Source organism: Cryobacterium lyxosi, assembly GCF_004403345.1.
GTDB lineage: Bacteria > Actinomycetota > Actinomycetes > Actinomycetales > Microbacteriaceae > Cryobacterium > Cryobacterium lyxosi.
The window spans coordinates 73,674-93,737 of record NZ_SOGT01000015.1 but is presented as its reverse complement, the minus strand read 5'-3'; the positions used below and the strand labels follow the sequence as shown (position 1 = coordinate 93,737).

General features: G+C 63.8%; 19 protein-coding genes. 4 read left to right on the top strand and 15 right to left on the bottom strand.

The window, feature by feature from the left end; translation table 11 throughout:
* Nucleotides 1–2: 2 nt before the first annotated feature.
* The gene (locus E3T27_RS13955) at nucleotides 3–1,415 is read right to left on the bottom strand and encodes a cytochrome ubiquinol oxidase subunit I (protein ID WP_134573429.1); all 1,413 of its coding nucleotides are present in this window, start codon (nucleotides 1,413–1,415) and stop codon (nucleotides 3–5) included.
* A gap of 142 nt (nucleotides 1,416–1,557) precedes the next feature.
* Here E3T27_RS13955 and E3T27_RS13950 point away from each other — a divergent pair, with 142 nt between their 5' ends.
* Nucleotides 1,558–1,944, top strand: coding sequence for a BlaI/MecI/CopY family transcriptional regulator (locus E3T27_RS13950; protein WP_134573427.1), 387 nt, complete (start codon nucleotides 1,558–1,560; stop codon nucleotides 1,942–1,944).
* A 27-nt stretch (nucleotides 1,945–1,971) separates the two neighbouring features.
* A complete protein-coding gene (locus E3T27_RS13945; RefSeq protein ID WP_233200586.1) occupies nucleotides 1,972–2,922 on the top strand; it encodes a M56 family metallopeptidase in 951 nt (316 codons plus the stop codon).
* Between the two features lie 65 nt (nucleotides 2,923–2,987).
* On the opposite strand, the gene E3T27_RS13940 is transcribed toward E3T27_RS13945, so the two are convergent.
* From E3T27_RS13940 to E3T27_RS13920, 5 genes are all read right to left on the bottom strand, one after another.
* Nucleotides 2,988–3,914 (bottom strand): ABC transporter substrate-binding protein, encoded by a 927-nt coding sequence (locus E3T27_RS13940; RefSeq protein WP_104196281.1) that lies wholly within the window; start codon nucleotides 3,912–3,914, stop codon nucleotides 2,988–2,990.
* Between the two features lie 29 nt (nucleotides 3,915–3,943).
* Nucleotides 3,944–4,651 carry an ABC transporter permease gene (locus E3T27_RS13935; RefSeq protein WP_134573425.1) on the bottom strand — a complete coding sequence of 236 codons (708 nt, stop codon included), beginning with the start codon at nucleotides 4,649–4,651 and terminating at the stop codon, nucleotides 3,944–3,946.
* On the bottom strand, nucleotides 4,648–5,334 hold the full coding sequence (locus tag E3T27_RS13930) for an ABC transporter permease (RefSeq protein ID WP_104196216.1): 687 nt from the start codon (nucleotides 5,332–5,334) through the stop codon (nucleotides 4,648–4,650). Before E3T27_RS13930 ends, E3T27_RS13935 begins: the two co-directional genes overlap by 4 nt.
* Nucleotides 5,331–6,263 carry an ABC transporter ATP-binding protein gene (locus E3T27_RS13925; protein WP_104196215.1) on the bottom strand — a complete coding sequence of 311 codons (933 nt, stop codon included), beginning with the start codon at nucleotides 6,261–6,263 and terminating at the stop codon, nucleotides 5,331–5,333. Before E3T27_RS13925 ends, E3T27_RS13930 begins: the two co-directional genes overlap by 4 nt.
* Nucleotides 6,264–6,437: 174 nt before the next feature.
* On the bottom strand, nucleotides 6,438–7,115 hold the full coding sequence (locus tag E3T27_RS13920; RefSeq protein WP_104196214.1) for a TetR/AcrR family transcriptional regulator: 678 nt from the start codon (nucleotides 7,113–7,115) through the stop codon (nucleotides 6,438–6,440).
* A 147-nt stretch (nucleotides 7,116–7,262) separates the two neighbouring features.
* Between E3T27_RS13920 and E3T27_RS13915 the strand changes: the two genes are divergently transcribed.
* Nucleotides 7,263–8,285, top strand: coding sequence for an App1 family protein (locus E3T27_RS13915; protein ID WP_134573695.1), 1,023 nt, complete (start codon nucleotides 7,263–7,265; stop codon nucleotides 8,283–8,285).
* Nucleotides 8,286–8,339: 54 nt separating this feature from the next.
* Here the strand turns inward: E3T27_RS13915 and E3T27_RS13910 are convergent, their stop codons facing one another.
* The 7 genes from E3T27_RS13910 to hisD all read right to left on the bottom strand — a co-directional run bounded on the left by E3T27_RS13910 (nucleotide 8,340) and on the right by hisD (nucleotide 15,108).
* Nucleotides 8,340–9,134 (bottom strand): ABC transporter permease, encoded by a 795-nt coding sequence (locus E3T27_RS13910; RefSeq protein WP_104196213.1) that lies wholly within the window; start codon nucleotides 9,132–9,134, stop codon nucleotides 8,340–8,342.
* Nucleotides 9,131–9,943: an ABC transporter permease gene (locus tag E3T27_RS13905; protein WP_233200585.1), complete on the bottom strand. Its 813-nt coding sequence runs from the start codon at nucleotides 9,941–9,943 to the stop codon at nucleotides 9,131–9,133. The genes E3T27_RS13910 and E3T27_RS13905 overlap by 4 nt, the downstream gene beginning before the upstream one ends.
* Nucleotides 9,940–10,785 carry an ABC transporter ATP-binding protein gene (locus E3T27_RS13900; protein ID WP_134573423.1) on the bottom strand — a complete coding sequence of 282 codons (846 nt, stop codon included), beginning with the start codon at nucleotides 10,783–10,785 and terminating at the stop codon, nucleotides 9,940–9,942. Before E3T27_RS13900 ends, E3T27_RS13905 begins: the two co-directional genes overlap by 4 nt.
* A 117-nt stretch (nucleotides 10,786–10,902) precedes the next feature.
* Entirely contained in the window at nucleotides 10,903–11,988 is a 1,086-nt protein-coding gene (locus E3T27_RS13895; RefSeq protein ID WP_134573421.1) for an ABC transporter substrate-binding protein, read from the bottom strand.
* Between the two features lie 225 nt (nucleotides 11,989–12,213).
* Nucleotides 12,214–13,254, bottom strand: coding sequence for a quinone-dependent dihydroorotate dehydrogenase (locus E3T27_RS13890; RefSeq protein ID WP_104196210.1), 1,041 nt, complete (start codon nucleotides 13,252–13,254; stop codon nucleotides 12,214–12,216).
* Between the two features lie 6 nt (nucleotides 13,255–13,260).
* Nucleotides 13,261–13,782, bottom strand: coding sequence for a transcriptional regulator NrdR (nrdR, locus tag E3T27_RS13885; RefSeq protein WP_104196209.1), 522 nt, complete (start codon nucleotides 13,780–13,782; stop codon nucleotides 13,261–13,263).
* A 12-nt stretch (nucleotides 13,783–13,794) separates the two neighbouring features.
* Entirely contained in the window at nucleotides 13,795–15,108 is a 1,314-nt protein-coding gene (gene hisD, locus E3T27_RS13880) for a histidinol dehydrogenase (RefSeq protein ID WP_134573419.1), read from the bottom strand.
* Nucleotides 15,109–15,189: 81 nt separating this feature from the next.
* On the opposite strand from hisD, the gene E3T27_RS13875 reads away from it, so the two are divergent.
* Nucleotides 15,190–15,741 carry a flavin reductase family protein gene (locus tag E3T27_RS13875; RefSeq protein ID WP_104128409.1) on the top strand — a complete coding sequence of 184 codons (552 nt, stop codon included), beginning with the start codon at nucleotides 15,190–15,192 and terminating at the stop codon, nucleotides 15,739–15,741.
* On the opposite strand, the gene E3T27_RS13870 is transcribed toward E3T27_RS13875, so the two are convergent.
* Together E3T27_RS13870 and dnaE are read right to left on the bottom strand one after the other, a co-directional pair.
* Nucleotides 15,738–16,538, bottom strand: coding sequence for a lysophospholipid acyltransferase family protein (locus tag E3T27_RS13870; protein ID WP_134573417.1), 801 nt, complete (start codon nucleotides 16,536–16,538; stop codon nucleotides 15,738–15,740). The genes E3T27_RS13875 and E3T27_RS13870 overlap by 4 nt on opposite strands.
* 54 nt (nucleotides 16,539–16,592) lie before the next feature.
* Nucleotides 16,593–20,060: a DNA polymerase III subunit alpha gene (gene dnaE, locus E3T27_RS13865; protein ID WP_104196278.1), complete on the bottom strand. Its 3,468-nt coding sequence runs from the start codon at nucleotides 20,058–20,060 to the stop codon at nucleotides 16,593–16,595.
* Nucleotides 20,061–20,064 lie beyond the last annotated feature (4 nt).

The window sequence follows — 20,064 nt, the reverse complement described above, 5'->3', positions numbered from 1 at the left end:
TTCTAGTAGACCGTGACAGCGTGCTGGTGGGCGCCGGATTCGACGTCTTGAACCGGCGCATCGTCCGGGCCCTTCTGGACGGCCTTCAGGATGAGCTTGAACTCGACCACGGCGAGGATTCCGTAGAGCAGGGTGAAGACGATCAACGAGATCAAAATCTCCACACCGGTCACGCCGGGCGAGATACCGTCCGCGGTGCGCATGAGTCCGAACACGAGCCAGGGCTGACGACCCATCTCCGTGAAAACCCAACCGACGCTCATCGCCAGCAGCGACATCGGAAAGCTCAAGATAGCGACCTTCCACACCCAGGTGCGCTTCGGGCTGCGCCCCCCACGGGTCAGCCACAGGCCGACGACGGCGACGAGCATGTGCGCCAGGCCGAGTCCGATCATCCAGCGGAATGCCCAGTAAGTGATCCAGATCATCGGGGTGTAGTCGCCAGGACCGTAGAGGGTGACGTACTGGGCCTGCAAGTTGTTGATGCCCTCGACCGTGCCGTCAAAAGTATGGGTCGACAGGAAGGAGAGCAGGTACGGAACGCGCACGGAGAACAGCTCTTGTACGCCGTCCGGAGTGCCCAGCGTGAACACTGAGAAGCTTGCGTTGGCACCGGTCGCGGTGTGATAAAGCGCCTCGGCCGCCGCCATCTTCATCGGCTGGGCCTCGACCATGGCCAGACCGAGCTGGTCACCGGCGAGCGTAGTGAGCACTCCGGCGATGACCATCATCCAGAGACCGAACTTGAGTGCTGGACGCATCGTGTCGAGGTGCTGGTTGCGATAGAGGTGCCAGGCGGCTACCGAGATGATGAGTCCGGCAGACACCATGAAGCAGGCGAAAATCGTGTGCGGGAACGCGGCGATGGCAATGGGGTTCGTGAGCAGTTCCCAGATGCTCGTGAGTTCGGCGCGCCCCTTCTCCTCGTTGATCGTGTACGCGATCGGGTTTTGCATGAACGCGTTCGCGGCAAGAATGAAATAGGCCGAGGCGATCGAGCCGACCACGGTCATCCAGATCGTGCCCAGGTGAATCTTTTTGGGCAGTTTGTCCCAGCCGAAGATCCACAATCCGATGAACGTCGCCTCGAGAAAGAACGCGACGATGCCCTCGAAGGCGAGCGGAGCACCGAAGACGTCACCGACGAAACGCGAGTAGTCCGACCAGTTCATACCGAACTGGAATTCCTGAACGATTCCGGTCACCACGCCCATGGCGACGTTGATCAGAAAGATCTTGCCGAAGAAGTGCGTGAGCTGCAGGTACTTAGCTTTATCCGTGCGCACCCACGCGGACTGGAAGATCGCGACCGTGAGCGCCATACCGATCGTGAGTGGTACGAAAATGAAGTGATACATGGTCGTGAGACCGAACTGCCACCGTGAGAGGAGTAAAGGGTCCAACCACTCGTTCATATGCCCTCCAGCATTATTGTTACCCGCGCACTTTTCTACGCTGTGTAGAAGATTACCCTTCTACGCTGTGTAGAAACCTGAGTACGACAGTGATTTTCTACGACACGTAGAAATTACAGTTCGATAGCGTAAGATGCTATGTATGGCAAATTTGGGCGTGCTTGAGCGGCTTCTGATGGATGTCCTGTGGGACTCCCCCACACCGTTGACCGCCAACGATCTCAAGGACTCTTTGATGAGCCCGAGTCTTGCGACCGGGCCCACGAAGCCACTGGCGACCACAACCGTTCTGACGGTGTTGTCTCGACTTGAGACAAAGGGGTTCGTCACCCGCGATCGCAGTGTGCGCCCACACGCTTACACCGCTGTTATGACCCGTGCGACCCACACGGCCGGGCTCATGCATGAGGTGCTCGGGCAGGTGCCTGACCGCCAAGCGGCCCTCGTGCGGTTCATTGGAGGCGTCACACCTCAGGAGGCAGACACACTGCGCCAGCTCCTCGGCGTTGCGACGACCGACAACGTCTAACTCTGCCAGACCTTAACTGCGATACCCGTGATCATTAGCGCCGCCCTGCTTGGCGTCATTGCCGTGACTCTCGCTTGGCCTTTTCCGTTGGTGCTGGCCCGCTCGGATTGGCCCGCGCGCTCCCCGGGCGTCGCCCTCGTGCTCTGGCAGGCCATCGCCCTGTCCGGTGGCATGTCGATGATCGGCTCACTGCTGCTCTACGGTCTTGTTCCGTTCGGTAACGCTCTGCCACAGAGCGTCATCGCCCTCGGCTACAGCCTACGGTCCGGCACTCTTCCTGCCGATACGCGTTTCACCCACGTGCTCGCGCTCGGGGCAGCTATTTTGCTCAGCACTCACCTGCTGTTGAATCTGTTCGCCACGTTCGTGCGCGCCGAGCGACAGCGACGCCGCCACTACACTCTCATCGCTCTGCTCAGCGATCCTCTGAACGGCCAACCGGGAATGCGCGTCATCGACCATCCTGCCCCGGTCGCCTATTGCCTTCCCGGTGCTGGTCATTCCGCGACGGTGCTATCTAAAGGATTGCTCCGCTTGCTCGACGCCGACCAGGTGCGTGCGGTGATCGCCCACGAACGAGCCCATCTGGTTCAGCAGCATCACCTGGTGTTACTGGCCTTCAAGAGTTGGCACAGCGCCCTACCCTGGTTTCCCATCGCCAATCGCGCCGAAAATGCCGTGGCGCTCTTGGTTGAAATGATCGCGGACGATCGCGCACGCCGCGACGTGGACGACCGAACACTTGCTACCGCTATCGCGCTCGTGGGGCTGGGGCAACAACCGGAGGTCCTCGCCACGACGTCGGATGGCGAGTCGGACGAGCCGTGGATCTCGTCGCCGGAGCGCGCGCTCGTCGCTCCGCGGGTGTACCGGCTCATAAACCAGGCTCTTCCCCTGTCCCGCCTCGCCACCATGGCCGTCTTCGTGACCGCGATCGCGCTCGCCCTCGCTCCAGCCATCGTGCTGTTGCGGGCATAGACGCACAAAACCCTCACACCGCCCAAGACGGGGTCGTTGTGAGGGTTTTGGGGGAAACGATACTGCTAGAAGAGGTTTGCTTTTTCGAGCCAGGCCGCCGCGATGGCCTCAGCGGACTTCTGGTCATTGACGCTCTCGGAGTTGAGGCTCACCAGGTCCTCAGTGCTGAGGGCAGCACTGATCTTGTTCAGTACCGACGCGGCCTTGTCGGTGACCTTTTCGGAAACCAAAGGCACGACGTTGTCCGCGAAGAAGAGATTATCTGGGTCGCTCAGCGCCACGAGCTTGTCTGACTTGATGTTGGGGCTTGCCGTATAAATGTTGGTCAACTGAATAGCGTTGTCAACAAGAGCCTTAACGGTCAGCGGGCCACCACCATCCTCAATCGGGGTGAAACCGGCGGTTTCGATGCCGTACTTCGCCTTGAGGGCGGCCGGCCCATACGGACGTGTCTCCAGCACAGAGGTGCCACCAACCATGAGCGGTTCGGTGACATTCTTCAGTGACGCAATGTCCGTTAGGTTGTATTTATCCGCGAAGGCTTGGGTTACGGTCCAGGAATTCTGGTCTGAAGCCGCCGCTTTGTCCAGCACGCGCAGGGTGGAGGGAAGCGCCGCTTGGAGCTCGGTGTAGATCGCGTCGCTCGTGCCACCGACAGCGTTCGGTTCGAGTGCCTGCAGCAGGCTACCGGTGTATTCGGGGAACACATCGACGCCGCCTGCTTCCAGCTCGGGTAGGTACACCTCACGCTGGCCTATCCGGAACGTGCGGTCGACGGTGAAACCGTTGGCCTCTAATGCCTGCGAGTAGATCTCGGCGATGATCTCGTTGGAGTAGTAGTCCTGGGAACCCACAACGAGCGTGTCGGCAGCGCTTGTGGCACCACTTCCACTGCCCAAGGGATCACCGGACGCGCACCCTGCGAGGGCTACTGCGGCCCCAACCGCGACCACACTGATGAGCGCGAGTCGGCCTTTTTTTGCTGTGAACATGCGTTTTCCTTTCATGATGGCGAATTCCATCACCGGGCCAGCTTGGTGAAACCGGCCCAGATGTCTGTGGGGCGTCCGGCCGCAACTCCGCGGGGAACAACCAATTTCTGAAGCACCGCAAAGATGCCCTCAAGCAGCAGCGCGAGCAGAATAACGAGAATGGACCCACCCAGCATCTGCGCATAATCAAGATTTTTCAACCCCGTGAACAGGAAGCGACCCAGTCCGATGTCGGCCACGTAGGCAGCGAGTGTGGCGGTGGCCACGATTTGCAGCGTGGCCGAGCGCAACCCACCCATCAAGAGGGGAAGGCTGAGCGGAAGCTCCACTTTGCGCACAATCTGCCCCGCCGACATCCCCACGGCTCTGGCGGCATCGATGGTCGCGCGATCAATCGCTTCGAAGCCGGTGTATGCGCCCGCGAGAATGGGTGGGATCGCGAGCACCGTGAGGGCCGCGTAGGGTGCGGTCAGACCGATTCCCACCGACAGAGCGACAAGCGTGAGCAACCCCAGGGTCGGAATGGAACGGAAAGCGCCTGCGGTTCCGACGGCCAAGCCACGCCCGCGTCCGGTGTGTCCAATGAAGAAGCCCAGGGGTATGGCGATGACGGACGCAAAGACAAGTGTGAGCAAAGTAAAGCCCAGGTGTTCCAATACCCGGCTGCCAATGGCATTCGATCCCACATAGTTGGTCGGATCAAACAGCCACGCGACTGCATCTGCAAAGAAGTTCATGCCACCGCCTCCTTGTCAGAGCGCATCGGCGCGCGCGCCGCCGTCGATGGCGCAGATCTCGTCCACGGCATGAGAAGGCGACCGAGAAGAACAAGAGCCCCATCCAGTGCCAGGGCGAGTCCGACCGTGGCGATAATCCCGGCAATAATTTCCGCCTGGATGCCGCGCTGAAAACCGTCGGTGAACAGACTGCCCAGGCTCTGGGCACCAATGACAGCGCCCACCGTGGCGAGACTGACCGTGCTCACTGCGACGACCCGCAACCCGGCCAGCAGGACCGGCCCCGCGAGTGGAAACTCCACCCGCCAGAATTGGGTCCACTCGGAGAAGCCCACCGCCATCGCGAACTGTCGAACGTTCCGGTCGACGGAGGCGAGACCATCGGCCACCACTCGCACCATGAGCGCCACACCGTAGAGCGTCAGGGCGATGATGAGATTGAGCGGCGAACGAACGGTCGTTCCCACGATGAAAGGAAGCACAATGAAGAGTGGGAGCGAGGGTACGGCGTACAGCAGGCCTACGCCCGAGAGAATGATGCCGCGGCCAACGCGGAAGCGGTAAGCCAGCCAACCGAGGGGAACAGCTAGGAGAAAACTGAGGATGATGGGCGGAACGCTCAGCACGACGTGATCGAGAGTGCGATCCCAAATGATGTCCAGGTTTGACCATATCCAGGTCACCGGGGATCCCCACCCTGCGCCGGGGCACCCGATCCCGCGAACGGACCGGCCTTTACTTCGGGGGCGGCCTTTTCTTCGGTCGCGGTCTTTGCTCCAGCGGCGGCACTCGGGGATGTTCCACCGGCAAGTACGCCGGCGAGCCGTCCATCGGCGTCGACAAGCACGTCGCCGTCCGAGTGGGACTCGAGGTGCAGCACGCGTTTGCCGCGGTCTGCTCCGACAAAGGCTGCCACAAAATCGTCTGCCGGATTGGCCAGGATCTCCGCCGGGGACCCCACCTGGGCGATCAGCCCGCCGGTGCGCAGAATGACCACTTGATCGCCGAGCAGGAAGGCCTCATCGATGTCGTGAGTGACAAAGACTACGGTCTTGCCCAGTTCTCGTTGCAAACGAAGCAGCTCCTGCTGCAGTTCGGCGCGCACGATAGGGTCTACCGCGCCGAACGGCTCGTCCATGAGCAGAATATTGGGATTGACGGCGAGCCCACGTGCCACACCGACGCGCTGCTGCTGGCCGCCGGACAGCTGGCTGGGATACCGGTTGGCAAGCGAACGGTCAAGTCCCACCGTGTCGAGTAATTGGAGCGCCTCTTCGCGGGCCTTCTTCTTCGGTGTTCCCTGCAGCATTGGCACGGTGGCTACGTTATCGATGACCCTGCGGTGCGGAAGGAGACCGGAGTTCTGCATGACGTAACCGATGCCGCGCCGCAGCTTGACCGGCGCGAGGGTACCGATATCGGCTCCGTCAATGTCGATGGACCCGCTGGTCGGATCGACCATCCGGTTGATCATACGCAGCAGTGTGGTTTTCCCCGACCCCGACGTCCCGACGAACACGGTGGTCTTGCGGGAAGGCAGCACGAGGCTGAAATCTTCAACGGCGAGCGTGCCGTCGGGGAACCGTTTGGTCACCGAGTGGAATTCAATCATCCTGACGGCTCGCTCCTCGCATCTTCTGGGCCAACACAAACCAGATGCTAACCCAATCACTATTTAGAGCGACAGGCAAAACCCATCGCTAACAAAGTTTTATCCCTGAGCGAACAGGTGCGACTTTCGGGCGCAAAAAAGCCGGCCCCAGTGGGGCCCGGCTGTCGGCGGGTACTACGACAAAGTGGCGAGAAGATCCAGCGCCTGCGGGCTGTAGAAGCGGTCGAGGTAGTCGCGCATTACCAGGCGGCACTCGGTGATAAAGCGCTCGTCACCGAGCGGATTGCTATAGAAAGCGCGGGCGAGCAGCGCGTCGGCCATCTCCACGGCAACTCCGAGTCGAAAGATCAAATCGTCGCCGCTGGGCAGATCGAACTCGTTCACGAGAACGTCGGCGAGGCGGCGGGCGAAGAAGTCGGCGTCCGCAACGGCGTCGGCGCCTGGAGCGCCGTCGCGGTCGTCGAAGTTCACAATACGAAACCCCGCCTCCGTACGGTACAGGCCGACAAAGGCGGTGACGACGCAGTCGACGGCGTCCCACCAGGAGGTGAGGGTGGTGGCACCGAGTTCGTCGACGACACGCTGCCGAAAGCGCGCTACGGCACGCTCATGCAGGGCGTGCAAAACAGCGACCCTGTCGGGGTAGTAGCGGTACACGGTGCCGATGGAGGCACCGGCGCGTTCGGCGACCATGGCGGTCGTGATGCGGTCGAAACCGACCTCGTCCACAACGGCGGCGGCTGCATCGAGCAAACCGGACAGACGTGCAGCACTGCGCTGCTGAATCGGCTCGGTGCGCACCTGCTGTAGTGCTGCACCGGTCCCTTCACCTAATAGGCCACCAAGCGACATTTATCCCCCTTGAAGATAAGTCACCATACTACGGGGTAAAACCCTTTTTCCACAGGCCTGATCGGGGATGCACAGCAAACATGGCAGAATGAATGCGTGCCAGAGTTTCCAGACGCCACTCCGCGTGCGCCGAGTCCCGAGCGAATCATGCACCGTGCGGCCCGCATCGAAGACTGGCTCCACGAACATCGCGAGCATTCCGCCCGCCGCCGCGGCTACCAGCCCACCGTCATCCCGTATACCGGTTACGGCTCGACCGCCTGGGTACGCATCCTGTGCCGCGTGCTGCTGGCCAAGCCGGAAAAGCCCACGAAACGTCAAAAACGCCCCCGAGCGGATGGCCGTGACGCCGGCATTCGAGGCTGGCGGAGCTTCACGAGTGTGCCCGTCAACGATGTCACCGTCACGATTGAGATCGACGGGCGGACGCACCTTGTTCAGGCGGATCGCGGCGGGGTCGTCGATACCGTGGTTCCGGTATCACTGCCCGCCGGCTGGCACGTCGCCCGGCTGCACACCGAGTCCTCGAACGTGGTGGAAGCGCCGATCTTCATCGTGGCACCCACGGTCGGCTGCGGCATCGTCTCTGACGTCGACGACACCGTGATGGTCACCACCCTCCCCCGCCCCCTGCTGGCCGCTTGGAACACGTTTGTGCTCGACGAGCACGCCCGGGTGCCGACCCCCGGCATGGCCGTGTTCCTGGAGCGTCTGGCGTCGTTCACCCCCGGCGCCCCGGTCATCTACCTCTCGACCGGCGCCTGGAATGTGGCCCCCACCCTGTCACGTTTTCTCTCCCGTAACCTGTATCCCGCCGGGGCGCTCTTGTTGACCGACTGGGGACCAACGCACGACCGCTGGTTCCGCAGTGGCAGCGCCCACAAACGCGACAACCTCCGCCGACTCGCCGAGCAGTTTCCGCAGATGCGCTGGATTTTGATCGGCGACGACGGGCAGCACGACGAAGCCATCTACAGCGACTTTCAACGCGACTATCCGGGCAGCGTAGCGGCCGTGGCCATTCGTCAACTCTCCCCGAGCGAAGCGGTCCTCGCCGGCGGTCGCTCGCGTGATGCCGTCCTCATCGAGGGCGGCCCTGAAGCACCTTGGGTCTACGGCCCGGACGGCTCCAGCCTCGCCAATCAGCTCGCCGAACACGGGCTGCTCTAGCCACGCTCACGATCTTCGACCGTACTGTGCGTCAGCGCGTCAGTATGCGGCGCTCTACCCCATGCTCATACGACGCAGTACCAGGTTCTCGACGACCTGGGCCAGGCCGTAGAGAACGAGGGACACAATGGTGATCACCACGACCGACGCCCATACCTCGGAGTTCTGCACCTTGGCAACGGCGGCGACAATCGAATTGCCCAGTCCCTGACCGGTCGTGAGCCATTCGGCCAGCAGCGCGCCGGTGATCGCCCCGGGCACCGAGATCTTCACCGCGGCGAAGAAGGACGGCAGCGAACTCGGCAGTGCCACCTTGCGCAGGGTCGTGAAGGCGCTGCCGCCGTACACGGTGATGACATCGCTGATCTGCGGCGAGGTGGAACGCAGGCCGAACGCAATGTTCACCAGCGCCGGAAACAGCACGACGATGGCCCCCATCACCACGGCGGTCGTGAGGCCGCGCCCGGTGATGAGGCTGATGATCGGCACGAGCGCCACGAGGGGCACCGACCGGAGCAGCAGGGCAATGGGCATGAGGGCATGCTCGATCCCCCGCGACAGCGTGAAGAGCACTGCAAGGAGCAGTGCGCAGGTGAGCCCGGCTACGAACCCGAGAAAGGCGTCACCGAGGGTCACCATGAGGTTGCCGAGGACGAGGGCTCGATTATCGGCGGCATCCGGTACGGTCACGAGCCAGGTCCAGACGTCGAGGGGCCCCTTGGCCAAAAACGGCGAAATGTCCAGCACCAGGAGCAGTCCCTGCCAGGCGATCAGAACCAGCACCAGGGTGATGAGCCCGGTGAGCAGACCGCGCGCCACGGTTGACAGTGCTATCCGTGCAAAGCTCATCGGCTACTCCGTCCGTTCGTCCACGGCGTTGCTAAACGTAAGATGACGGCGAAGATCGCGTAGCCGAGCCCCGCGGCGACCCCGGCGACGAGCGCGAGGCTCCAGACCCGGTCGACGTTGGCCGTTGAACCGGCCACGAGCATGGCGATGCCCAGCCCCCGACTGACCCCGCCAAGATATTCCCCCAGAATGGCCCCAATGAAGGCGGCCGGTGCTGCGACCTGCAGCGCGGTCAGCACACTGGGCAGTCCGGCGATCAGGCGCACCTTACGCAGCTGGGTGAACTTGCTGCCGCCATAGACGGTGATGAGGTCGAGGCTGGCGGCATCCGCTGCCTTGAGGCCGACGAGCGACCCGATGACCGTGGTGAAGAACACCGACATGGCAGCGAGAAACACTGCCGTTCCTGCCGGGTCGCCCGCGCTCGGCGCCCCGATCACGATGTACGCGATCGGGCCGATGGCTACGATCGGTATGCAATAGGTGATCACGGCGACCTGCATCGCGATCTTCTCGATGCGCGGCAGCAGGAGCACAAGCGCCGCGAGGGCCAGTGCCAGCCCAGTGCCCCAGGCGAAGCCGATGAGCGCTTCGAGAACGGTGACGCTGACGTGGGGCAGGTAGAAAGCCGGCCCGTCGCTAATGAGCTGCACGAACACATCGAGCGGGGTGGGTACTGCGCCGCCGGGCATCGACCCGACCTCGGCGAAGACGGTGACGGCTCCGATCCACCACAGGCCAATGACGAGCGCGGCTCCGATCAGGCCGGTCGCCCAAGCGGGCAGGGCGCGCAGCGAACTGCGGATCACCGGTCGTCGCCCGCCACGACCGCATCGCCAAACAGCAGGTCGGAGGCGCGGTCGTGTAGGGCGTGGAACTCGGGCGTACGCATCATCTCAGGCAGCCGAGGCCTGGGGAGGTCGACGTCGATGATTTCTTTGATCCGGCCGGGCCGGGCGCTCATGACCGCGACGTGGTCGGAGAGGAAGATGGCTTCCGCGATGCCGTGGGTGACCATGAGCGTCGTGGCTGGCTTCTGTGTCCAGATGCGCAGCAGCTCCAGGTTGAGCCGCTGCCTGGTCATGTCGTCGAGGGCCCCGAAGGGTTCGTCGAGCAGCAGCACCGAGGGCTTGAGCACGAGCGAGCGTGCGATCGACACGCGCTGCTTCATGCCGCCGGAGAGCTGCGCCGGCTTCGCTTTCTCGAAGCCCTGCAGGCCGACGAGGGCGATCAGTTCGTCGATGTAGGCGTCGTCGACGGGGAGACGAGCGACCTCGAACGGCAGGCGAATGTTGGAGCGCACGCTGCGCCAGGCCAGCAGGGCCGAATCCTGGAAGGCAATGCCGAGCTGGTGCCCCTGCCGGAGTTGTTGTGGGCTCTTGCCGTCGACCCGGGTGGTGCCGCTCGTGGGCTGTTCCAGTCCGGCCAGAATGCGCAGGATGGTTGATTTTCCACATCCGGACGGTCCGAGCAGCGAGAGAAAGCTGCCCTTGTCGGTGTGCAGGTTGGCGTCATCCAGGGCGACGACGTCGGTGCGCCCGACAGTGAAGACCTTGTGCAGCTCGGAGATGTGCAGGCCGGTGCCCGCAGCCTCGCTACCGGCAGTCGTGTTCGTGACCGAGTTACGAACTCCGGCATCAGTACTACTCACGTGATTCGCTCCTTGGCGATGGCAAAGCGGGGTGATTCCTCGGGTCAGGTTTTTATTTTACGTTTTGCATGGGCATCCACCGTGTCGTTCCGACGGATGCCCATTGCTCCCCCGCTGCTATTTGCTGTAAGCCACCAGGTCGGGGTTCTCGGCGTAGACCTCGTCGAGCAGGGTCAGATCGAACAACTGGCTGGCCGTGATCGTCAGGCCGGTAGCCGCGAGGGTGTCGATGCTCTGCTGCTGCAACTGGTCGCTGATCGTGAACAGGCCGTTGGCGAGGGTGTCGGCGCTCACCACGAGCTCAACGGACTGAATCTCGGCCTGCCGGGTTTCCTTCTCGATAGTGAGGTCGAAGGTCGGCCCGTAGGTCTCGAGGGTGAGCTGTGCGGCGGCCTCCGGGTCGTTGATCGCGTCGGTCCAGCCACGAATCTCGGCCACGAGCAGGGCCTTGAGCTTTTCCCGGTCGTTCTTGATCGCGTCGTCGGTGACCGTGAGCGTCTCCGCCACGAAGGGGAGGCCGAAGTCGGCCAACGGCAGGTTCACCGGGTCGAGTCCGAGCAGTTCGGCGTCGATGGATTCGTTGGTGAGGTAGGAGAACCAGCCGTCCACCTCGCCGTTGAACAGCGGGGTCGGGTCGTACTGCACGGGGAGGGTGGTCAACGAGTTCTCGTCGATGTCGTTGATCTCGAGGAAGGCTTCCCAGAGGCTCAGGTTGCTGGCCTGAACGCCGATGGTCTTGCCGGTCAAATCGGCGAGGCTTGCGATGTTGCCCTTATCGGCCAGGGAAAGAATAATGAAGGGGTTCTTCTGGTAGGTGGCGCCAATGATCTTCAGCGGCGCACCCTCATTGGCGATGATGGTGCCGGTCGAGATCGCGTTGCCGATGCCCATGTCGACGTTGCCCGAGATGACGGCTGCTTCGATCGAAGCCGGCCCCTCGATCATGTCGACGGAGTCGAAGCCCGCTGCGCTGAAGTATCCGTTCGCGTCGGCGAGGTACTCCCCCATGAATTCGGCGTTTTTGATCCAGCTGAACTGAATGCTCGCGTCCCCGAACGATGCCGCCGCGCCGTCCGCCCCGGCCACTTCTTCATCGCTGCCCGCGCACGCGGCCAGGGAGAACGCCAGGACGGCGGCGACCGCGACGCCGCGTACCACCCGGGTTGCCGATCGATGATTGAACGAGCCTCTGGACGGTGTCATTGCGGGTTTCCTTTCAAGGAAGCAAGGGCGCTGTGGAGATACAGCTGCTGTGGTTTTGGAGAGGCTTGTTTTCGGGCGCTGTCGAGCCACGAAAATGCCCCGGAAGGGGCAGTGTAAGCGTGTCATGTAACGATCCCAGTTCGACTATGTTTCAAACAGATGTCGACAAAGGAAGGATATCCTCCGCTAGACCGGCTCGATGCCCGGGCGGCCGGATCCCTAGGGTTACAAAGCGGCAGGCGCCAGGATGCGGTCGAGTCCGCGGTTGATCTGGCGGGCCCAGAGGGGACCGCGGTAGAGGAACGCCGTATAGCCCTGCACGAGGGTCGCACCGGCGGCGAGGCGTTCCGCCACCTGAGCGGCCGTGTCCACCCCGCCGACTGAGATGACGCAGAACCCGGGTGGCACGACGGCACGAATCTGCCGCAGGATGGCGAGCGACCGGGCGTGCAGCGGGGCGCCGGACAGGCCGCCGGCTCCGGCGGCGGCGATGGTGGCGGCATCCGTTCGCAAGCCCGTGCGGGAGATCGTGGTATTCGTGGCGATGATGCCGTCGAGGCCGAGTTCGACGGTGAGGGCAGCGATGCGCGCGACCTCGGCGTCCGACAGGTCGGGTGCGATCTTGACGAGCAACGGGGTGACGCCGGCGGCCCTCTTGACCGCGGTCAGCAGCGGGGTGAGCTGGTCCAATTCCTGCAGTCCGCGCAGGCCCGGGGTGTTGGGTGAACTCACGTTGACCACGAGGTAGTCGGCGAGGGCAGCGAGGGTGTGGGCGCTCTGGAGGTAATCAGCCGTGGCGTTCTCAACGGCGGTGACGCGGCTCTTGCCAATGTTGATGCCGAGCACCGGACGGCCGGCCGCCGCACGCACCCGGGTGAGCCGGGCGACGGCTGCTGCGGCACCGTGGTTATTGAAGCCCATGCGGTTGATGACCGCGCGGTCGGCCACGAGGCGAAACAGTCGCGGCTTCGGGTTTCCGGGCTGGGCTACGGCGGTCAGAGTTCCGACCTCGACGTGGCCGAAGCCGAGCTGACCGAGCCCCAGCACGGCTTCGCCATCTTTGTCGAAGCCTGCCGCGACGCCGAACGGTGACGCAAAGTGCAGGCCGAGGGTGTTCACGCTGAGGTCGGTGCGCGGGCGCGTGAAGCGGTGAACGAGATGGCCGATGCCCAGCGCCGGCAGCAGCCGAATGACGGTGAAAGCGAGGTGATGAGCGCGCTCGGGGTCCATCCGGGTGAGCACGAGCTTGAAGAACAGCGGATACATCGGGCCCTACCGTTTGGTCGCGGCAGCGTCGACCACAGGTGTGCCAGCGGTTGACGCTGCGCTCGGCTTTTTCGAGCGTTGTGAGTGCCCGGTACGCAGCGCGGCGATGGCGGCTTCAAAGTCGTCGAGGGAGTCAAACCCCTGGTAGACACTCGCGAATCGCAGGTAGGCGACCTCGTCGAGGTCACGCAGCGGCGGGAGAATGGCCAGGCCGATGTCGTTGGCGTCGACCTGGGAGACGCCGGTCTGGCGGATGGTCTCCTCGACCTTCTGAGCCAGCATGGCGAGGTCGGAGTCCGTGACGGGTCGCCCCTGGCACGCTTTGCGCACGCCGGAGACGATCTTCTCTCGGCTGAACGGTTCGACCACGCCGCTGCGCTTGATGATATTCAGGCTCGCCGTTTCGGTGGTGCTGAACCGGCGGCCGCATTCCGGGCACTGCCGACGGCGGCGAATCGACAGTCCGTCGTCGCTCGTGCGCGAGTCGACGACTCGGGAATCGGGGTGGCGACAGAACGGGCAGAACATGGTGCTGTCAGCTTAGCGGTCGGCCGGAAAACGGGCAGCCACTGCGTCGCCGTGTGCGGGCAGGGCTTCGGCGCCGGACAATGCCGCAATGTGACCGGCGACGGCTTCGAGAGCCTCGCGGTTGTACCGAACGACCTGCTGCGGCCGTAAGAAGGTGTACGCGCCGAGTCCCGACGAGAACCGGGCTTGTCCCCCGGTAGGTAACACGTGGTTGGAACCCGCGACGTAGTCTCCAAGGCTCACCGGTGAATACGGGCCGAGAAAAATCGCGCCGGCATTCTCAATGTCGGCCAGCACCGCATCGGGGTCGCTCGTCTGAATCTCGAGGTGCTCCGGTCCGAAGGCGTTGCTGAACCCTGCGGCAACCTGCAGGTTGTCCACCAGCACGATCGCCGACTGGCGGCCGCCGAGCGCTGCGCTCACCCGTGCGCTGTGGGTTGTGGATGCTGCCAGCTCGGTGAGGCGCGCCGCCACCGCGTCGGCGAGTTCGGCCGAATCGGTCACGAGCACGGCCGCTGCAAGTTCATCATGTTCGGCCTGGCTGACCAGGTCGGCGGCGACGAGCAGCGGGTCGGCGGCGGCATCCGCTATCACGAGGATGTCGGTGGGGCCGGCCTCGGAGTCGATGCCGGCCTGCCCACGAATGAGCCGTTTGGCGGCGGCAACGTAGACGTTGCCGGGGCCGGTGACGATCTGCACGGGCTCGAGGCCGATGTCAGCCACCCCGTAGGCGAGGGCACCGATGGCGCCGGCACCGCCCATGGCGTAGATCTCGTCGACACCGAGCAGTCCGGCGACGGCGAGGATGGTCGGGTGTACCCGGCCGTCGAAGTGGCTCTGCGCCGGCGAGGCCAAAGCGATGGACCTCACGCCGGATACCTGCGCGGGCACGACGTTCATCACGACGCTCGAGGGGTAGACGGCCTTGCCGCCCGGCACGTAGAGACCGACCCGGTTCACCGGCTGCCAGCGCTGGGTGACGGTGGCTCCGGCCTCGATCGTCGTCGTCACGTGTGGGGGTACCTGCGCGGCGCTGGCGAGGCGCACGCGGCGGATTGTCTCGGTGATGGCCGTGCGAACGGCCGGGTCGAGCCCGGCGATCGCGTCATTGATGTGGCTGGCGGGAACCCGCACCTGGTCCGGGCGCACCCGGTCGAGGCGTTCGGCCTGATCAAGCAGGGCCGCCTCGCCGCGCTCGCGCACGTCGGCGATGAGGTCGGCGGCGATGTCGGCGGCGACGGCGACGCTCGTGAGGGCGCGCGGTACAGCAGCCAGGAGGGAGGCCGGGGTCGGCTCGGTCCCGCGAAGGTCAATAGTCTGGATCATCGTGTCCCAGCCTATCCGCCGCGAGCCGGAACAAGCAGCGCACGGGAATAGGCTGAGGGTGAAACAGATTGTTGGTTGCGTATGAAAAGTAATGTTGAACCCCCGCTGACTCTGCCGGTCGCCCCGCCGCTCACGGCTGATCCCCATGCCCCCGACGACCTTGCCGCGTTCAAGCACGCGTTTCGCCGTCACGCCGCCGGGGTCGCCGCGATAACGACCCTGGCCCAAGACGGCAGCCCGGTCGGCTTCACGGCTACCTCCCTCGCGTCGCTCTCCGCGGTTCCGCCGCTTGCCACGTTCAACATGGCCCGATCGGCCAGCTCGTGGGCGTCCATCGCCGCCGCCGACCGCGTGGTCATCCACATGCTCGGCGCGCATAACCGCAGCGTCGCCGAGAAACTGGCCGGGCCGCACGCCGAACGCTTCGTCGGTGAGCACTGGCAGCCCGGCCCCTACGGACTTCCGGTGCTGGAGGGCGTGACCAGCTGGATGATCGGCCGCATCGTCGAACGGGTGTCGGTGCACAACAACGCCGTCGTCGTCGTGCAGATCGAGGGCGGTGGCATGGGCCCCGATGCTGAGGCCCTGCTCTACCACGAGCGTACTTACCGAGTGCCGGGTGCCGCCGTCTAGAACCTCGGCTTCGCCTGCGCGGCGGCCAACTTCTCCGCGGCCTTACGGCGGCGCCGTTCAGCCTCGACGACCGCAGCTTCGGCCGGTGTCGGCGCGGTCCCGTCCAGGTGTGCGGGCTGCCACCACGCTCCAGCGCCCGGCACCGGGTATTCCGCCTGCACGGCGTCGACCAGAGACTGCAGGGTGTCGTGCAGCCGCAGCGTGTGCGCCGCGACGTCGCGGTCGGCCGGGCCTGCCGTATCCGGTGGAATCGGCTGGCCGAAGCGGATGCCCACCGGCACGCCGACCCGCTCCCGAAGTGTCGACCGGTGGTTCTTGGTCATCAACCGATGCCCACCCCACACGGCGACCGGGATAATCGGCACGTTCGCGGCCTGCGCCATGCGCACCGCGCCGGTTTTGAGCTCTCGCACCGTGAACGAGGCATTCACGCCGCCCTCGGGAAAAACACCGAGCAGTTCGCCGTCGTGTAGAGCGTCGACGGCCTGCGCGTAGGCCTCCCGGCCGCTGTCCATGTCGACCGAGATGTGCTTCATCCCCCGCAGCAGCGCACCTATTAGGGGGTGGTCGAAGGCGCCCTTCTTGGCCATAAAACGAATGTGGCGACGGTTGTGTCGCCAGGTGATCCACTCGACCAGGGCGAAGTCGAGGTAACCGAAGTGGGTGATCGCGAGTACCGCGCCGCCGGTGGCCGGCAGATGTTCCAGGCCGGTCACAGTCGGGCGCACCCGGAGCAGGCCGAACAGGGCGCGTCCGGCGCCGATGGCGGTCGAATAGATCGGCTCTCGCTTGTGCATGTATCCAGCCTAGGCTGGCCCGCTGTCAGTCTTCTGCAGCGCGTGCGCCGCTCATCAGGTCAGGCAGTTCGGGCCGAGGATGCTCTTGAGCTCGCCGAACAGGTCAGCGCTCACCTTCACACGGTGCGGCAGTTCGAACACCCGAGCCACATCGCCCTTGACCAGTTTCAACCGTACCTCGGCATCTCCACTGTGTCGCTGGAGGATCTCGCCGAGCGCACCGACAGTATCGGTGGTCGCGCGGGCCTCCCCTACCGTGATCGAGACCAGGCTCTGGTCTGAGCCCTGGCCGAGCTCCGGTTGGAAAACACTGAACGCGTGCAGGTTCATGCCGTCATCGCGCAGGCTCACGCGGCCGCGCACCACGACGACCGAGTCGCTGACCAACTCGGGTGCGAATTCGAGGTAGGCCTTGCCCATGAACATCGCGGTGATTTCACCGCCGAAGTCTTCGACCTGGATCATGCCGTACTGGTTGCCCGATTTCTTGGCGATACGGTGCTGCACGCTCGTGATCAGGCCGGCCACGGTCACGGTGTCGCCGTCTTCGGTCGATTCTGACGCGATCAGGTCGGCGATGGTCGTGCTGGCGTGTTTGGCAAGAGGAATTTCCAGCCCGGCGAGCGGATGGTCAGACACGTACAGCCCCAGCATGTCCCGTTCGTAGGCGAGCTTCTCTTTCTTGCTCCACTCGGGCCGGTCAGGCACCTGCTCGGTGTCCTGCGGTTCGTCGAAGAGGCTGTCGAAGTCGAACCCGATATTGCCGTTGCTCTCCTCCCGCTTGATCTTGACGGCGGACTCCACGGCCGATTCGTGAATCTCAACCATGCCGCGCCGGGTCGCGCCGAGCGAATCGAATGCCCCGGCCTTGACCAGCGATTCGATCGTGCGCTTGTTAGCGACGGGCAGCGGCACCTTGCGAAGAAAATCGTGGAACGAGTCGAAGCGGCCCTTTTCCTCGCGGGCGCTGCGGATAGCCTCGACCACGTTGAAACCGACGTTGCGCACAGCACCCAGGCCGAAACGGATGTCCGTGCCCACGGCCGCGAAGAACCCGATCGACTCGTTCACGTCGGGCGCCAGCACCTGGATCCCCATGCGGCGGCACTCATTGAGGTAGAGCGCAAGCTTGTCACGGGAGTCGCCAACGCTCGTGAGCAGCGCCGCCATGTACTCGGCCGGGTAGACGGCTTTGAGGTACGCGGTCCAGTAGGAGAGCACCCCGTACGCAGCCGAGTGCGCCTTGTTGAAGGCGTAGTCGGAAAAGGGCAGCAGGATGTTCCAGACCGTGGTCACAGCATCCATGGAGTAGCCACGGTCCTGCATGCCCTTCGAGAAGCCCTCGAACTGCTTGTCCAGCTCAGACTTCTTCTTCTTACCCATGGCGCGGCGCAGCAGGTCGGCTTCACCGAGCGTGAAGCCCGCGAGCACCTGCGCGATGGACATGACCTGCTCCTGGTACACGATCAGACCGTAGGTGGTGCCGATGACCTCTTTGAGGGGCTCTTCGAGCTCCTTGTGGATGGGAATGATCTCCTGCACACCGGTCTTGCGCAGCGCATAGTTGGTGTGCGAGTTGGCGCCCATGGGCCCCGGGCGATACAGGGCGATGACCGCCGAGATGTCTTCAAAGTTGTCGGGCTTCATGAGCCGCAGCAGCGCTCGCATGGGGCCGCCGTCGAGCTGGAAGACACCGAGGGTGTCTCCGCGTGCGAGCAGTTCGTAGGCGGCGGGGTCTTCAAGCCCGAGGTCTTCGAGTACGGGCCGATGGCCGCGGTTCACCGCGATGTTGTCGAGGGTGTCATCGATGATGGTGAGGTTGCGCAGCCCCAGAAAGTCCATCTTGATCAGTCCGAGGGCTTCGGAAGCCGGGTAGTCGAACTGCGTGACGACCTGACCATCCGCTTCACGCTTCATGATCGGAATAATGTCGATCAGGGGGTCGCTGGACATGATCACGCCGGCGGCGTGCACGCCCCACTGGCGCTTCAGGTTCTCCAGGCCGAGGGCGGTGTCGAAGACCGTACGGGCTTCGGGGTCGCTTTCGATCACCGCACGAAAGTCCGCCGCTTCCCGGTAGCGCGGGTGGTCCTTATCGAACATGCCGGTGAGAGGCACGTCTTTGCCCATGATCGCCGGCGGCATGGCTTTGGTGAGTTTGTCGCCCATGCCGAACGGAAAGCCGAGTACGCGAGAGGCATCTTTCAGGGCCTGTTTGGCCTTGATCGTGCCATAGGTGACGATCTGGGCAACGCGTTCCTCGCCGTATTTCTCGGTGACGTACTTGATGACTTCACCGCGACGACGCTCGTCGAAGTCGACATCGAAGTCGGGCATGGAGACGCGGTCGGGATTCAAAAACCGTTCGAAGATGAGCCCGTGCACGAGCGGGTCGAGGTCAGTGATGCCCATCGCGTAGGCGACCATCGAGCCCGCACCGGAACCACGACCGGGGCCGACGCGGATGCCCTGCTGCTTGGACCACATGATGAAGTCGGCGACGACGAGAAAGTAACCGGGGAACCCCATCTGTACGATGATCCCGACTTCGTAGTCGGCGCGCTTCCGCACGTCTGCCGGGATGCCCTTCGGGTAACGTTTGGCCAGCCCGATCTCGTTTTCTTTAATGAACCAGCTTTCCTCGTTCTCACCCTCCGGGCAGGGAAAACGGGGCATGTAGTTGGCTTTGGTGTTGAATTCCACCTCACAGCGCTCGGCGATGAGCAGTGTGTTGTCGCAGGCTTCCGGGTGGTCACGAAACAGGTGCCGCATTTGAGCGGCCGTTTTGAGGTAGAACTCGCTGGAGTCGAACTTGAACCGGTTCGGGTCGTCGAGGGTCGATGCCGACTGCACGCAGAGCAGCGCGGCGTGGGCGGTAGCGTCGTGAGCGTGGGTGTAATGCAGGTCGTTGCTGGCCAGCAGGGGCAGGTCCAGCTCCTTGGCGAGCTTGAGCAGGTCGGTCATGGTTCGGCGCTCGATATCGATGCCGTGATCCATGATCTCGCAGAAGAAGTTCTCCTTGCCGAAGATGTCCTGAAAATCTCCGGCTGCCTTCTTGGCCTCTGCGTACTGGCCGAGCCGGAGGCGGGTCTGTACCTCCCCACCGACACAGCCGGTGGTTCCGATCAGACCCGTGGAGTACTGGCTCAGCAGCTCGCGATCCATGCGCGGTTTGAAGTAGTACCCCTCGAGGCTGGCTTTCGAAGAGAGCCGGAACAGGTTGTGCATTCCCGCAGTGTTCTCGGAGAGCAAGGTCATGTGGGTGTACGAGCCGGCGCCACCGACGTCGTCGCGGTTCTGGCCACTCGTTCCCCAGCGCACCCGAGTCTTGTCACGGCGGTCGGTACCGGGGGTGATGTACGCCTCGGTGCCGATGATCGGTTTGATACCGGCGTCGGTCGCGCTCTTCCAGAAGTCGAACGCGCCGAACACGTTACCGTGATCGGTGATCGCCACCGCAGGCATCCCCTGCTCAACAGCGGCCTTGATCAAGGGTTTCACGCGGGCTGCACCGTCGAGCATTGAG